The 13,814-nt window shown below is 44.6% G+C and carries 18 protein-coding genes and 1 tRNA gene; 13 read left to right on the forward strand and 6 right to left on the reverse strand.

The annotated features are described in order from the left end of the window. Positions 1-76: 76 nt before the first annotated feature. Complete coding sequence (locus ACES2C_RS11010; RefSeq protein WP_374163161.1) at positions 77-559, reverse strand: hypothetical protein; 483 nt, start codon at positions 557-559, stop codon at positions 77-79. Positions 560-761: 202 nt separating this feature from the next. Continuing rightward, on the reverse strand, positions 762-1,904 hold the full coding sequence (locus tag ACES2C_RS11015; protein WP_374163162.1) for a DNA polymerase III subunit gamma/tau: 1,143 nt from the start codon (positions 1,902-1,904) through the stop codon (positions 762-764). 621 nt (positions 1,905-2,525) lie between these two features. On the opposite strand from ACES2C_RS11015, the gene rpsF reads away from it, so the two are divergent. The 4 genes from rpsF (at position 2,526) to mtgA (ending at position 4,417) form a co-directional block, all read left to right on the forward strand. Then, positions 2,526-2,900, forward strand: a complete 375-nt coding sequence (gene rpsF, locus ACES2C_RS11020) for a 30S ribosomal protein S6 (RefSeq protein WP_374163163.1) — start codon at positions 2,526-2,528, stop codon at positions 2,898-2,900. Beyond that, on the forward strand, positions 2,900-3,163 hold the full coding sequence (gene rpsR, locus ACES2C_RS11025; RefSeq protein ID WP_374163164.1) for a 30S ribosomal protein S18: 264 nt from the start codon (positions 2,900-2,902) through the stop codon (positions 3,161-3,163). The genes rpsF and rpsR overlap by 1 nt, the downstream gene beginning before the upstream one ends. Positions 3,164-3,179: 16 nt before the next feature. Then, a complete protein-coding gene (gene rplI / locus ACES2C_RS11030) occupies positions 3,180-3,623 on the forward strand; it encodes a 50S ribosomal protein L9 (protein ID WP_374163165.1) in 444 nt (147 codons plus the stop codon). 107 nt (positions 3,624-3,730) lie between these two features. Next, positions 3,731-4,417, forward strand: coding sequence for a monofunctional biosynthetic peptidoglycan transglycosylase (gene mtgA, locus ACES2C_RS11035; RefSeq protein ID WP_374163166.1), 687 nt, complete (start codon positions 3,731-3,733; stop codon positions 4,415-4,417). Here the strand turns inward: mtgA and ACES2C_RS11040 are convergent. Both ACES2C_RS11040 and ACES2C_RS11045 read right to left on the reverse strand, forming a co-directional pair. Continuing rightward, complete coding sequence (locus tag ACES2C_RS11040; RefSeq protein ID WP_374163167.1) at positions 4,414-4,701, reverse strand: YciI family protein; 288 nt, start codon at positions 4,699-4,701, stop codon at positions 4,414-4,416. The two genes, mtgA and ACES2C_RS11040, sit on opposite strands and share 4 nt — an antisense overlap. 3 nt (positions 4,702-4,704) lie before the next feature. Further along, positions 4,705-5,187, reverse strand: coding sequence for an ABC transporter ATPase (locus tag ACES2C_RS11045; RefSeq protein ID WP_374163168.1), 483 nt, complete (start codon positions 5,185-5,187; stop codon positions 4,705-4,707). A gap of 52 nt (positions 5,188-5,239) precedes the next feature. On the opposite strand from ACES2C_RS11045, the gene ACES2C_RS11050 reads away from it, so the two are divergent. The 4 genes from ACES2C_RS11050 to ACES2C_RS11065 all read left to right on the forward strand — a co-directional run bounded on the left by ACES2C_RS11050 (position 5,240) and on the right by ACES2C_RS11065 (position 7,498). Next, positions 5,240-5,713 (forward strand): hypothetical protein, encoded by a 474-nt coding sequence (locus tag ACES2C_RS11050; RefSeq protein WP_374163169.1) that lies wholly within the window; start codon positions 5,240-5,242, stop codon positions 5,711-5,713. Between the two features lie 224 nt (positions 5,714-5,937). Then, positions 5,938-6,010, forward strand: a tRNA-Phe gene (locus tag ACES2C_RS11055). Between the two features lie 158 nt (positions 6,011-6,168). Continuing rightward, positions 6,169-6,534, forward strand: a complete 366-nt coding sequence (locus ACES2C_RS11060) for a transposase (RefSeq protein ID WP_374163170.1) — start codon at positions 6,169-6,171, stop codon at positions 6,532-6,534. 115 nt (positions 6,535-6,649) lie between these two features. Continuing rightward, positions 6,650-7,498, forward strand: a complete 849-nt coding sequence (locus ACES2C_RS11065) for a transposase (protein ID WP_374163171.1) — start codon at positions 6,650-6,652, stop codon at positions 7,496-7,498. A gap of 50 nt (positions 7,499-7,548) precedes the next feature. On the opposite strand, the gene ACES2C_RS11070 is transcribed toward ACES2C_RS11065, so the two are convergent. Then, complete coding sequence (locus ACES2C_RS11070; protein ID WP_374163172.1) at positions 7,549-7,911, reverse strand: hypothetical protein; 363 nt, start codon at positions 7,909-7,911, stop codon at positions 7,549-7,551. 461 nt (positions 7,912-8,372) lie between these two features. Between ACES2C_RS11070 and ACES2C_RS11075 the strand changes: the two genes are divergently transcribed. The 5 genes from ACES2C_RS11075 (at position 8,373) to ACES2C_RS11095 (ending at position 12,353) form a co-directional block, all read left to right on the forward strand. Further along, positions 8,373-9,440, forward strand: coding sequence for a sensor histidine kinase (locus ACES2C_RS11075; protein WP_374163173.1), 1,068 nt, complete (start codon positions 8,373-8,375; stop codon positions 9,438-9,440). Between the two features lie 3 nt (positions 9,441-9,443). Continuing rightward, positions 9,444-10,169, forward strand: coding sequence for a LytR/AlgR family response regulator transcription factor (locus ACES2C_RS11080; RefSeq protein WP_374163174.1), 726 nt, complete (start codon positions 9,444-9,446; stop codon positions 10,167-10,169). Between the two features lie 140 nt (positions 10,170-10,309). After that, the gene (locus tag ACES2C_RS11085; protein ID WP_374163175.1) at positions 10,310-11,251 is read left to right on the forward strand and encodes a helix-turn-helix domain-containing protein; all 942 of its coding nucleotides are present in this window, start codon (positions 10,310-10,312) and stop codon (positions 11,249-11,251) included. Further along, the gene (locus tag ACES2C_RS11090) at positions 11,248-11,724 is read left to right on the forward strand and encodes a cupin domain-containing protein (protein ID WP_374163176.1); all 477 of its coding nucleotides are present in this window, start codon (positions 11,248-11,250) and stop codon (positions 11,722-11,724) included. Before ACES2C_RS11085 ends, ACES2C_RS11090 begins: the two co-directional genes overlap by 4 nt. A 17-nt stretch (positions 11,725-11,741) precedes the next feature. Then, positions 11,742-12,353, forward strand: coding sequence for a YceI family protein (locus ACES2C_RS11095; RefSeq protein ID WP_374163177.1), 612 nt, complete (start codon positions 11,742-11,744; stop codon positions 12,351-12,353). 512 nt (positions 12,354-12,865) lie between these two features. On the opposite strand, the gene ACES2C_RS11100 is transcribed toward ACES2C_RS11095, so the two are convergent. Beyond that, positions 12,866-13,723, reverse strand: coding sequence for an SDR family oxidoreductase (locus ACES2C_RS11100; protein WP_374163178.1), 858 nt, complete (start codon positions 13,721-13,723; stop codon positions 12,866-12,868). Between the last annotated feature and the right edge of the window lie 91 nt (positions 13,724-13,814).

The following is a 13,814-nucleotide window of genomic DNA, read 5'->3' on the forward strand; positions in this document are numbered from 1 at the left end:
ATGCGGGTTGTCTGATGCTAACAGCCAATAGCCAATTGCCGATAGCTATCTTGAAATAGGATAAAAACGGAAGTTTTTATCCTATTTCAAGATTAAACCTTCTGCGAAACTCTTCCAGCTGCGGGTTTTTCTCGACCATATGCTGGTACTTTTCATGTGCGGTGTAAAGTTTTCTCTTTTCGTTCTTCTCAGCATGGCGGGTTACAATATCTGTAGCGAAGTTCTTAAGCCTTACCCGCAAATAGTTAAGCAAGTCGACCTTTTCAATGCTCAAAAGATTATCCTGTATCTTATTCTCAATGGTGACTTCGATCTGATGGTTGGGTAGCAGGACCGGCGCGTTGGAAGTCATAAGCGTGAAAAGATTGATCTTTCCCGCCTGTTTTATTTCCATGGCATAAGCATTCCAGTGCGTCAGCATTTCTGACGACGTGAATGGCTCCCTGCTATCTCCCGAAATATACTTGGGCGAGTCGTCTTCCGCGACAGCAGAAGCTCCGCCGCTCAGGTCGTTCAGATTAGGAATGATAGAAGGGATTGCCTTCATCGGCTTGATCATAATCTTCGGCTTTTCGGCTTGTGCAGGCGGAACTCCGGGACTTGACTGGACCGCAGGCTTTGCTGCTTCATTTGAAGAGGCAGGAGCTTGTGTTACGGCAGGATTTGGGGCGGGTGTTGGTGCAACTGTCTGGTAAGCAGCTGCTTTAGGCGCTTCTGCTGCACCCGTATTTACTTCTGACGGCTGAGCTACAGCTGCGGAATCAGGTTTTTTTTAGTGCCTCTGCTGCTGCAGAAGCTGACATGTTCAGCGCTGATGGTATATGGCAAATCTTGATCAGGGCCAGCTCAACCTGCAGCCGCTGGTTTTTACTGTTCTTGTAGTTAAGATCGCACTGGTTGGTGATATTAAGTGCAGAAAGAAGGAAGGAGGCAGAGGCCTTTGCCGACTGCTCCAGGTATTTCTGCCGGATCCCCTCACTCACCTCTAAAAGCTTCAGAGTGGAAGGGTCTTTTCCTACCAGCAGGTTCCTGAAATGGGAAGCCAGGCCGGAGATAAAGTTATTTCCGTCGAATCCGTTCACCAGTATTTCGTCGAAGATCAGAAGCGTGTTGGCAACATCTTCATCGAGCAAGCTGTCGGTAATCCGGAAGTAGTAGTCGTAGTCAAGGATATTCAGATTGTCAATAACCGCCTTGTACGTAACATTGCGGTTTGAGAAACTGACGATCTGGTCGAACATCGAGAGGGCATCACGCAGACCTCCGTCGGCCTTCTGAGCAATCAGGTGGAGCCCATCGACATCAAAGGCGACGCTCTCTTTCTGAGCGATGGAGGCGAGGTGCCCGGCCATGTCTTCTACCCGGATCCGGTTAAAGTCAAAGATCTGACAGCGCGACAGGATGGTGGGCAGTATTTTGTGCTTCTCGGTGGTCGCCAGGATAAATATTGCGTAGGATGGAGGTTCTTCGAGGGTTTTCAGAAAAGCGTTGAACGCCGCCTGCGACAGCATGTGAACCTCGTCGATGATATAGATCTTGTATTTGCCGGCCTGTGGAGGGATCCTTACCTGCTCAATGAGACTGCGAATGTCGTCTACCGAGTTATTGGAAGCCGCATCAAGTTCGTGGATATTAAAGGAATTGCCGTTTTGAAACGAACGGCAGGAGTCGCACTCCCCGCAAGCCTCGGTGGATGGTGTCAGATTCTGGCAGTTGATGGTTTTTGCAAGGATCCTGGCGCAGGTTGTCTTCCCTACACCTCGCGGACCACAGAATAAAAAGGCCTGGGCAAGCTGATTGTTTTTTATAGCATTCTTAAGCGTGTTTGTAATATGTTGCTGACCTACAACGCTTTCGAAAGTTGCAGGCCTGTATTTTCTCGCCGACACTATAAAATTATCCATCGGCACTAAGATAGGGAGAAGCGTGGGCTTGTGCAAGAGCTCTGAATAAGTCAGGCTGTAGGTTGATGACGGCCCGGGGAATAGCGGTAGTTGAGATCTGCTCGGAAGCCGTACCCTGCTTGCTAATTAGCTACTAATGGAGTCGGCTTGGCTGGTAATTGCGAGGTGTATGGGCTGAGGTGAGGCCGTATTGTCTCCGTGTTGAGCCCGACGTGAGTCCGTGTTTCCTTGGGAAAAGTCGGACTCACGTCGGGCTCAACACGTGGTCACCACGTGGTTAGCTTGAGCCATACACCATCCAAGGATAACGAGTAGATAACTTGTTAGATGACAACTCTACCTCCAGGTACAGCCTTTATATAGCTAGTGGGGGGCTTTTATCAAATTAAGGCGCCCTTTTTCCTTTTGTTTCAGGCATTTCCCTGGCTTGTACAACATAGGAGTGCCCCGGGCGGCCTTTGGAACTCGTGTTTAGAAATACAAAGGTAAATGAAAATTGCTTGGGGAAAAAGACGATAACACCTTGGGGAAGAATATTAAAAAAACTTTTATATGAAAGGCGAAAGCCTTATATTTGCGCTCCCGTAAAAAGGGTAAATAATTGATAATTAATTTTATAAAATGCAACAGTACGAAACAGTAATCATTCTGACCCCGTTGTTATCTGATGATGCTGCAAAAGAGGTAATTGCCAAATTTCGCGGTATACTTACTGATAACGGAGCCGAGATTGTCCACGAGGACAATTGGGGTTTGAAGAAACTAGCGTATCCTATCCAGAAGAAGACTACAGGATACTATCACCTAACTGAATTCAGGGCTCCGGGTGAATTAATCAGCAAACTGGAGGTTGAATACAAGCGTGATGAGCGTGTAATGCGTTTCCTTACTATTGCACTCGACAAACATGCTGTAGCTTACAACGAGAAAAAACACAGCGGTGCTTTCCAGAAAAAAGCGAAGCCAGAAACATCAACTGAGGAGGTAGCAGGATAATGGCAAAGGAACAAATTCAATACGTAACAGCTCCTAAAGTAGAGGACAACCGTAAGAAATACTGCCGTTTCAAAAAGAACGGAATCAAGTATATCGACTATAAAGATGCTAACTTCCTTTTGAAGTTTATTAACGATCAGGGTAAAGTATTACCTCGCCGTTTAACCGGAACTTCTTTGAAGTTTCAGCGTAAAGTGGCTCAGGCTGTAAAGCGTGCCCGTCACATCGGTATATTGCCTTATGTAACTGACTCATTAAAATAAGCGGAGGTACAGCAACATGGAAATTATTTTAAAGCAGGATATTAAAAACCTTGGTGAAAAAGACGATATCGTTAGTGTAAAGCCAGGTTACGGACGTAATTATCTTATTCCAAAGGGCTTCGCTACCTTAGCAACAGAGTCGGCAAAGAAAGTTCTTGCTGAAAACCTGAAGCAGGCACAGTTCAAACAGGAAAAGATTAAGAATGATGCATTAGCAATTGCTGGCCGCTTAGAAGGTGTTAAACTGACAATCGGTGCAAAAGCTGGTGAATCAGGCAAGATCTTCGGTGCTGTCAATACCATTCAGGTAGCTGATGCATTGAAGAAAGAAGGTTTTGAAGTTGACCGTCGTCGTATCACATTCGAAACTGAGCCTAAGTTTGTTGGTGAATACGTAGCAAACTTAAATCTTCACAAAGAAGTAAAGGTTCAGGTTCCTTTTGAAGTGGTAGCTGAATAAGTTAACAGAATATTTTTAATAAAAAGGCACTCCTTTCGGGGTGCCTTTTTATTTTTGTGCCAGTCATGTCGAGGAAAAAGCGTAAGCCGTCGCGAAGTAAATCATCTATGTTTCCGAATATTCTGAAGGTTGTTAAGAGGGCAATCCTCTATTTTTTTGCTATCACTATCTTATGGGTTCTTATTTATCGATTTGTGAACCCTCCGGTCACTTGGCTGATGCTGCAGCGGGGATTTGAACGGAAGGCAAATGATAAAGCCTGGAAAATTGATAAGGAATGGCGTGACTTTGATGAATTGTCAAACAACCTCAAATGTGCAGCGATATCGGGAGAAGATGCGGGATTTATGAACCACTGGGGATTTGACGCCAACGCTATACAGAAGGCATATCTAAAGAACAAAGAGGGAAAACCGATGAGAGGAGGGAGCACCATTAGTCAGCAAACGGCTAAGAATGTCTTTCTCTGGCCGGGACGCTCCTGGATCAGGAAAGGTTTCGAGGCTTATTTCACCATCCTGATCGAGATCTTCTGGAGTAAGGAACGGATTCTTGAAGTTTACCTGAACGTGATTGAAATGGGGGATGGCATTTATGGGGCAGAAGCAGCCACCCAGGCTTACTATAACAAGCCTTCACAAAAGCTGACCAAGCGTCAGGCAGCTTTGCTTATTGCCGTTCTTCCTAATCCCCGAAAATGGAATCCCACCCATCCTACGCCCTATATCCGCTATAAGGCAGCTCTGATACGCAAGAACATGCGGATTTTGCAAAAGACCCTGAAGTTTGACTAAAGAATCAGGTCATTCAGGTCTTCGTGGTATTTTGTGGCAGCTAATTCCGTGATACGGACTGTCGCCAGCTTGTCCCTGACAAAGGGATCTTCCCGGGTCACTTGTTCAAGCTCTTCCCGTGAGACGCCTTTGGCAAGTATAATACCTCCGGAACGTGGGACTTTTCGTCCGGATGCAATGAAGCAGCCTGATTCGTAATGTTTGTCTAAATATCTGATGTGCTCGGGCAGCGCCTTCTCGATCGCTTCGATAGTGGCATTATAAGTAAGATCAATAATGAACATATTCTAGCTGACAAGAGCCTGAAAAACCACGCTATGCCAGCTGTATTTAAATGGCACCTCCCACCTGGTTTCCAGATCCTCTTTAGTTTGTACGGTGTTGTTGAAAACGGTCGTTTCGGGAGTAATTTCGCCACGCTGCAGTAGTTCTTCGAATTCCTGTCGGCTGCAGGAGATGACCTCTTCTCCTTTTTTGTAGGCCATGTTGAACCGGTCGAACAGGCTGACGTTGTACTTCTGCTCTAGCTCACGGATCACTTGTGATGACTTGTCTATGGAGCACCCGCTGGCACCTGCCACTGATTCATCGACCATCAGGATGATGAAGCGGTTGTAGCGAACCTCTGCCTTTGCCGCAAGCTTATGCTCGTGGGCATGCCAGCCGTCGGTAAACGCGTTCAGAGTCTGCTCGATCTGTGCAGTTTCTGAATTGCTGAACGGCCTGTTAGCCTGATAGATCCACACGCGTGAATTTTCTGAAATTTCCATTTTACAAACTTACTAATTTCTTAATTTGGAGTATTCGTTTTTCAACGCCTCTATGTTTTCCCTTTGTAAAAAACGCGGTACCTTTCTGTTGATCGGACCGAGTCTTGTTCTGGTCTTTATCGTCTCGCTGGGAGCGGGGAGGGTTGGGCTGGACCAGAGCCATGCCTCTTGGATTGAGCGATGTATCGGAGGTCGGTTTTACGCTGAGGAACCGGTTAAGTTAAAGAGGTGGGACCTGGCCGTGAACACGAGCGGCTTTCTCCGCTTGCGAAAGTATTACCGGAGCGGAAAGGAGGAGTACTTTTCTTTCAACCTGGGGCGCCTGCGCTCCATGGTATACCTGGGTACCGTAAAGGCAGGATACCTGGTATTCAAAACAAAGAGTGATGACATCATTGTGCAGACTTACCATGACCGTAGGGGTGATATCGACACCATGGCAACATCTCTGAGATTGCCTGTAGTGGACATGGAGCCGGAGAGGCTGGATACGCTGAACAGGTATTTGAGTGTCTTTGGGGAGTAGGAAGTCTTTATAGCGCAATAGAAATTCAGGATCACCCGTGCTTGATAGACGTGAAAGCAGCCACGATACATCTTCCTCCATTACCGCACGTGCTGATAGGTTATTTTTTATTACGTTGGCAATGTGTTCGTTAATGAAATGTGGGACCGTGTTTGTGGCTTTTTTCAAAAAATGTTTTTTAAAACGGAAAAAGCGTCTATTTTTGCAGTCCCAAACGACGGGATGGTATCATAGCTCAGTTGGTAGAGCAAAGGACTGAAAATCCTTGTGTCGCTGGTTCGATTCCAGCTGATACCACAAATGAAAAGGTCTTTTTTCTTAGAGAAAAGGCCTTTTTTATGCCGTTGAGGCGTTTTTATCTCATCTTCATGGATCAAGCGGAAAAGTTGGGAACAGGGACAAAAGTTGTGGAGAGAAGAGTAAAAGTAAGATATTAGCGTGCAGAAATTAGATAGATGCACGAGTCGTTTAAAGCCCTACTTCCCTTGATTATCCCTGAAGGGGTATCCGATTATTTCCAGTTGACAGATCATAAAAAAGACACTACCGGGATTCATATTTACCTGGAAGAGATCAACTCCATTCCGGTAGAATATAAGACCAACAAGTTACTCTCCAAAGGCTTCTTTGATGAAGTGATTCTGCAGGACTTTCCCATACGGGGACAGGAAGTGTATTTGCATGTTAAGCGACGTAGATGGTGGAATCTGGACACAGGTAAGGTCGTTCACCGAGATTGGAATGTTGTAGCAATAGGAACGCGGATCACCAGTGATTTCGCGGCTTTTTTAAAAGCAATCAGTCGATACCCAGCCACATAGTCTGCAGACGATCGCCTCCTTTTACGGGATCAAAGGCAAGAAGCTGCAGCGCTATTATCGCGATCAACTCAGTGAATACAAGAATTGGGAGCACCGTACCGATGCCCGTAAAGGCTTGATCTTCCCACAGAACATCGGTCCTTATCTCTCTATAGATGAGACCAGTCTTTCCCAGGGTGAGCTCTATACGGTGGTCACCAATAAAGAAGCTAGAGGCAAAAAGGGCACTCTGGTTGCTATTATGGAAGGTACCCGTTCGGAGAACATCATTCCACTGCTTCAAAAGATCCCCCAAAGACTTCGCAATAAGGTCAGAGAGATCGCCTTGGATCTGGCTGGTAACATGAGTTTGATCGCTAAAAAGTGCTTTCCTTTGGCCTCGCAGGTCATTGATCGCTTTCATGTGCAGCAGTTAGCCACAGAAGCGCTACAGGAAATACGGATCAAATACCGCTGGGAAGCCATTGATGCAGAGAATCAGGCTCTGGAAGAAGCCAAAGCAACTAAAACAAACTATTCACCTGAAATACTATCCAATGGCGATACCTTGAAGCAGTTACTGGCCAGAAGCCGCTATCTGCTCTACAAGGACCAACAAAACTGGAGTGCTGAACAGGCAGAGCGGGCTTCCTTGCTCTTTGAACGATATCCTTCCCTGGAAAAAGCTTATCAGCTAACCCGGGGCTTATCCTGGATATTCAGCAACACCAAAGATAAGCTCTACGCCTTTGCAAGACTGGCCCGGTGGAACGAGAAGGTGGAGCAATCCGGCTTTAAATCTTTTAATACCATTGCCAGAACCATCAATCTCCACCACAACAATATCTTGAACTACTTTGATAACCGAAGTACAAACGCTTCAGCCGAATCTTTCAATGCCAAAATTAAGGCTTTCAGAGCTCAGTACCGAGGGGTAGGAAATGTTAATTTTTTCCTCTTCAGACTCATGAAATTATTTGCTTAGTCCACAGATTTTGGTCCAGATCCAAAAGTTGGGGGGCAGTTTGAAGTTTCTTAATTTTGGCGGTAAAAGAGCGCATTGGAAAAAGAGTTACTATCGATACTGTTACCCTCTGGTTCACTGGAAATGTTTGAAGTAGATAAAGTGGAGCCGCGATCAAAAACAAAGATATCAGTGCTGCTGCCTGATTTTGAGAGATGAGCGCGGACCATTTCTTTCTCATCGTCATTTTGAGTGTGCCCAATTGCCGCCTCTAGTATTAAATGAGTACATACATCATAGGCGATGGATATTCTTGCGCCGGCGGATATTGCCTGTTTTTGATTCGAGAACGTGCAAAATTCCTTAGTCAACCCAGGCTCGTTAGGTAAAATTAAAAAGCTTCCGTCAATACCATCACCCGCTTGCCATTCCACAGCTTTTTCTCTGAAGCATGTTTATTGAAATACTCTAGCTGCTTTTCACGCAAATGGATAGAAGCATTAGGACTTAATTTCTGACGGGCTTGGGTAAATGCACTTTTAGAGTAAGTATCTAGGCCGGGTTGGTTAAGAGAAAGTGATTTGAAGAATCGATCTAATTCTGTCTTTACAGAACTCCTATTGAAGCCAAGAATGTTAACAACAAGATCCTTAACGGAAAACTTCCGTCGCCGTACAAAATGAGACGATTTAAGCCCTAATTGTAAAATCAAAATCCTTAACTTAACGACATTGAACTCGCACCAACAAGGGGTGTATTAACACGAGGTAGATAAAATAGCAATAACGGCATTTATTTGCAAAGGTTATTGGTCAACGAAAGTCCTGCTTTTGTCGATATCCCCGTCAGGACACGCATGAATTTTTATATTTGGTGGAAATTCGAAACCCTCTCTATGAAAGAGCATATCCTCAAGCATACTGGCTTTTGGCTGATTGGTATTGTATTCCTAACCTGGATTTATGGTACTGCTTTCGATAATTTTCACCTGGCCTTTGTGGTTGTCCTGATGCTTATCCCGGTACATATGCTGTATTTTTATACGCTAACTTATTGGGTAGTTCCCCGTTACTTTCTCGGGCAGCAGTATATCCATGCCTTTTTTGCATGTCTGCTAAGCGCTTTTCTTGCGGCTGTTATTTATCGTCTTGATGAGATATTGATTTCAGACCCTTACATCTACGTGGTTCTGAGTGCATCAGAGAAGAACTTTACGTGGTCTAAACTTGAAGGAAGCTTTTCTCAGCAGCTTTTAAACCCCCACGACTTTGTTAATGCGGTGGAGAGAAGCAATGTGATTGTCTGGCTCGGGTTGTCATTGAAGTTCATCAAAATGTGGTTTGAAAGAAGGCAGGCAGCTTTGCAGGCGGAGCTTCATTTTCTTAAGGGGCAGATCCATCCACATTTTCTTTTCAATACCTTAAATAATCTTTACGCCTTGTCGCTTCAACAGTCAAAGCAAGTCCCCGAAATTGTACTAGGTCTGTCTAATATTTTGAGATATATCCTTTACGAGGGCAATTCAGAAGAGGTGTCGCTAAAGCGGGATCTCGAGATCCTTGAGAGCTATATCGCTTTGGAAAAGATCAGGTATGAGGAACGGCTGGACCTAAATATTAATATTATTGGAAATGTGGATGAGCAAAAGATCGTTCCTTTGCTGATGTTGCCCTTGGTAGAGAATGCTTTCAAGCATGGTGTTAGTGAGACTGTCAATGATCCCTGGATAAATTTGGAGTTCCTTGTGGAGGGCAATAATATATCTTTTAAGGTTAGCAACAGTAAGCCGGCTTTGAAGGGTAGTTTAACAAGAAAGGATTTTGAAAAAGTGGGTTTAAGTAACGTGAGGAAAAGGCTTGCGCTATTGTATCCCGGCAGATATTCTTTAAATATTTTAGATGAGGAAGTGGTGTATATTGCGGTACTTAAAGTTGAAATTGGTAATCCCTCCAAAATCGTTTAATCTATGTCTGTCAAGTGTTTAATTGTAGATGACGAACCTCACGCTATTGAAGTTATTGAACGATACCTGATTGATTTTCCAGAAGTGCTGATTGCGGGTACCTGTCATAATGCACTAAGAGCTGAGGAGATTATTAAATCCGGAGATATCGATTTTGCTTTTATGGACATTAAGATGCCGGGACTTCTGGGCACGGAGTTTATCAAAGGGCTTTCCAATCCACCAAAGGTGATTTTCACAACCGCTTTTCAGGAGTATGCATTGGATGGGTTTGATCTGGGAGCAGTCGACTATCTCTTAAAGCCGATCCCTTACGATCGTTTTGTTAAAGCAATGAATAGGGTTCGGGGTGTCTTAGGTTTGAGTTCTGATCTTCCGGCAAATAATGAACCTGTCCCTGGTTCGCCCCTAAACCGGGAGCAGTTTTTGCACTTGCGCGTGAAGCGTGAAAATTTGAAAGTGAAGACTTCAGATATATTATGGATCGAGAGTGTGAAAGACTATATCAAAGTGGTGTTGAAGGATCGGGAGCTGGTATCAAAATATAAGATCAGCCTGGTTGAGAAACTGCTGCCCACACTGGAATTTGTTCGGATACACCGCTCGTTTATCGTATCCCTTCGTAAGATCGAATCCTTCCACCCCAGTTACGTAAAGGTTATGGGAAAAGAACTTCCCATAGGACGTAATTACAAGCAGGATTGCTATAAGCGTTTCCTCAAAGCTTGATATCAGCTTGCTGTAAGCATCAACGTTTATCCTCTAAATAGTGCTTTCTATCTACAAAAAGATACGCCTGTCGACTGAACTTGCCTGAACGCGGTACGTATCTAAATTCGTGTTCCTAAATAAAATTAGATCAAGTGAACATGGCCAACATCTATCTGCCTCAAGCCTCACTGGCACCCTATATTGACCATTATATGATGGTTGATATTGACTGGAACGCCGGAACTTTAATGTCTCATATCTGGCGGCTTATTCCTTTCGGACAGATTTCCATACTCTTTCTTTATGGCGACCTACATCACTACAGCTTGCAAAATGCGGAGGAGGATATGAAGACAACACCTCGCTCTTTTGTAGTTGGGCAACTACGCAGCCCGATTTGGTTGAAGTTTCAGGGACATACCCGCCTTACGAAGGTGCAATTCAAACCTGCTGGCATTCAGCGAATTTTGGCTTATCAAATGGATGAACTTACTGACCTTCCTTGTATTGCCCTGGAAGATATCTGGGGCAAGCAGGCCAATGAGGTGCCCGAAAGCTTGCATGAGGCTGAAGATGATTTAGTCCGGGTGAAGATCCTGGATCAGTTCTTTACGGGTAAGCTTTTGCCAGAATCGCCCCAGGTGGCTTATGTGGAGCATACCTTGTCTCAGCTTTATCAGAGTAAAGGAAATTACCGGCTGTCAGACCTGGAGCAGCAGCTTGGTATTACGGGACGACAACTCGAACGTATTTTCAGGGCCAAGGTGGGTTTATCACCTAAAGAGATTGGACGCTTCATTCGTCTCAATGCCGCTTTTTCCCGGCTTAACAAGGATCCTGATCTTTCGCTATCCAACCTTGCTTATGAACTTGGTTATTTTGACCCGGCTCATTTCTCCAAAGATTTTACCAGTCTGACAGGACTTAGTCCTTCGCGTTTGAAAAAAAGTTGGCTGCTGAATTCTATGTTACTCATGGTAAATGCTTCGCAAATCTCTAGCTCTTGTTTTGATGGGAGCGAACCCGGGGCATGTCGGTTTTTTACAAATGATTGTCTCCCCAATGGCCCAACTTTGCAGGAAAGATATTGGAGAATATGAAAAATAACAATGAGATCGCTTTAGAAGCGAGCAGTACCTACAGAGTTTACCAGGGTGGCTATTTTAAAACACTGATCTCGCCTGATGATACTGCCGGAGAATTGGTTGTAATGGAAATGGTGTTGCCACGTGGTGCCGAGCCGCCCTTACATCTGCATGCATTTGAAGATGAAACATTTTATCTGTTGGAAGGAGAAATGTCTTTCACCATTAATGGAGAGGAAAGAAGCGCAAAGCAAGGTGAGGCTGTATTTGCACCAAAAAGGATTCCTCATACCTTCAAGATTTTAACCGGGCAAGCGAAATTTATCACTGTGATCACTCCGGGTGCCCTTTGGAATTACTTTATCGAATTCAGTACTCCCGCCACAGGAGAACTTCAGGTAGTCCCACCCATGGAGCATCCACCTCAGGAACTTATTGCCAAAATAACATCCCGTATGTCTTCTGCCTACCACATCACTTTTTTATAATTCACAAAATCATTCTTATGAAACTGAGCTATTTATCTGCGCCTATACTGGCGCTTACCCTACTTGCGTCTTGCCAGAAAGACGAAAATAAAACCACCATTTACTCAGTGAAGGAGGACGCCTCGAAAGTTGAATGGAAAGGAAGTGCTACTGATCATTTTCATGTCGGATCATTCGATGTAAAGGGTGATCTGAAGACGGATGAGAAAGGGGTGCTTCGCGCTGGTGACTTTCGCATTCCTATCGCAAGCATTAAGAACTATGACCTTCCCGAGGGGCAGCGGGAACAATTGCTCGACCATTTGAAGAGTCCTGATTTCTTTAACCTCGCCCTGCATCCTGATGCCAGCTTTCATATTACCTCGGTAAAACCCTACCAAGGTGGTACAGCTTCGGCTGTTGAGGGTGCTAATTATGAAGTGACCGGAGATTTTTCAATGATCGGCCAGACCCATCAAATCAGTTTTCCTGCAAAGATCACTAACGACGAGGCGGGACTTCATACGCGTGCATTTTTAAAAATTAACCGTTTGACCTGGGGAATGACCAGTTATAATGATCCGGTACAAGCGCTTTATATACTACCTCAGGTTGAGCTAACACTTAATATTAACGCGGTTAAAAATTAATAGCGAAATATGAGGCAAACAAATCAATAGCTTTCCAGGCAATGGGAAGGTTTCATTGACCGCAGCAGAACAAGAACTGGTTCAACTAAAAAGGAACTGCGTGAAACGCAGATGGAGCGCGCCATCTTGAAAAAGGCTGAGAGCATTTTCTCCAGGAGCGATGGCAAATATTCGAGTTCATAAAGAATCACAGCAGGATGTATCCCATTGAGAAAATGTGTTCCGTGTTTAAAATAAGTAGAGCGGGATATTATGCATGGCTAAGGAGGACTCCGTCAGCCAGATTGAAAGAGCACCAGATAATCGAACAGCAGATCGTGGAGCTGAGAGCTTCTTCAAAACCCTCAATCCGAGCCTGCTCTCGTCGCTGTAAGCTTCCCCGGTTTCGAAGAAGCTTACATTTCCATATAGTCAAATAGTTAACACGGTTGAAATTCTGCAAGATTGACCTCTGATTTTCGGGATGTGGTGCTCAAAGCTTCCGCACTCTCCGACAACAGAATGGATTACTTTTAATTCGAAAATTTATCCTTATTCTCTATAGCAAAGTCATGAAAGGAACGAGGCTGGTGATTAGTCAGTCGGAAAACCTCTTCGCCAAGGTCATGGTCATGATTCTTTGCCACCACTTCTGCATAATGTTCAATGAGGCCATTTGCCAGCCATCTGGATGCTCCGGTGGCTCTTAAGAGAATGCGAAACGCGAATGAAGGTAAATTAACATAACGTATCGTTTTGCCTATGGCATCTGATAGTTGTGACGCGATATCATTCATTCCCAACGCCTCGGGACCGTTGAGATAGTAGGTGGCTCTTTTGTGGTTCTCTTGTGTTAATACATGATAAGCAACCCTGCCTATATCCTGCGCATCTATGTAACCGACTAACCCCTTGCCGCCTACCTGTGGTAAAAAACCTTTTGAGATAGGCTTGGTCATGGTCAGAAAGTTTTGCATGAAAGCGGTAGGTTTGAGTATTGTCCAGGCTATTCCAGAGGCACGAAGGTGGTGGTCAATATGAGCGTGAGCCTTTGCCCATGGGACTGATGACCTCAAATTGGCGTCAGAGGCAGAAACTCTAACGATGTATGCTATCTGTTCTTGTTTTGCCACATCAATAGCCTTCGTTTCGCATTCAAGTTGGTTCTCGTTGGGCGGACTGACCAAAAATAAGGTATTACAGCCTTTGATAGCCGACCTCAAGCTTTCTGGATCTTCAAAGTTACCCAGCACTGCGTCTATACCTTGCTTGCGGAATTTTTCTAATTGATCCTCTTTTCGGCACATCGCACGAAAAGCTTTCTTGTTCTCAGCCAATAGCTGACATAGCTTTTGTCCAATTACACTTGTAGCTCCTGTTACTAAGATCATAATTTGTTTTTTTAGGTATGTTTTTTTAAAGCGTTTTACATAAGTATATATGCGCTGATGGCTACGAATCATCAAGGGCGCTCTTGTTTTT

Origin of the sequence: Arcticibacter sp. MXS-1, from assembly GCF_041902385.1 — a bacterium.
Taxonomy (GTDB): domain Bacteria; phylum Bacteroidota; class Bacteroidia; order Sphingobacteriales; family Sphingobacteriaceae; genus Arcticibacter.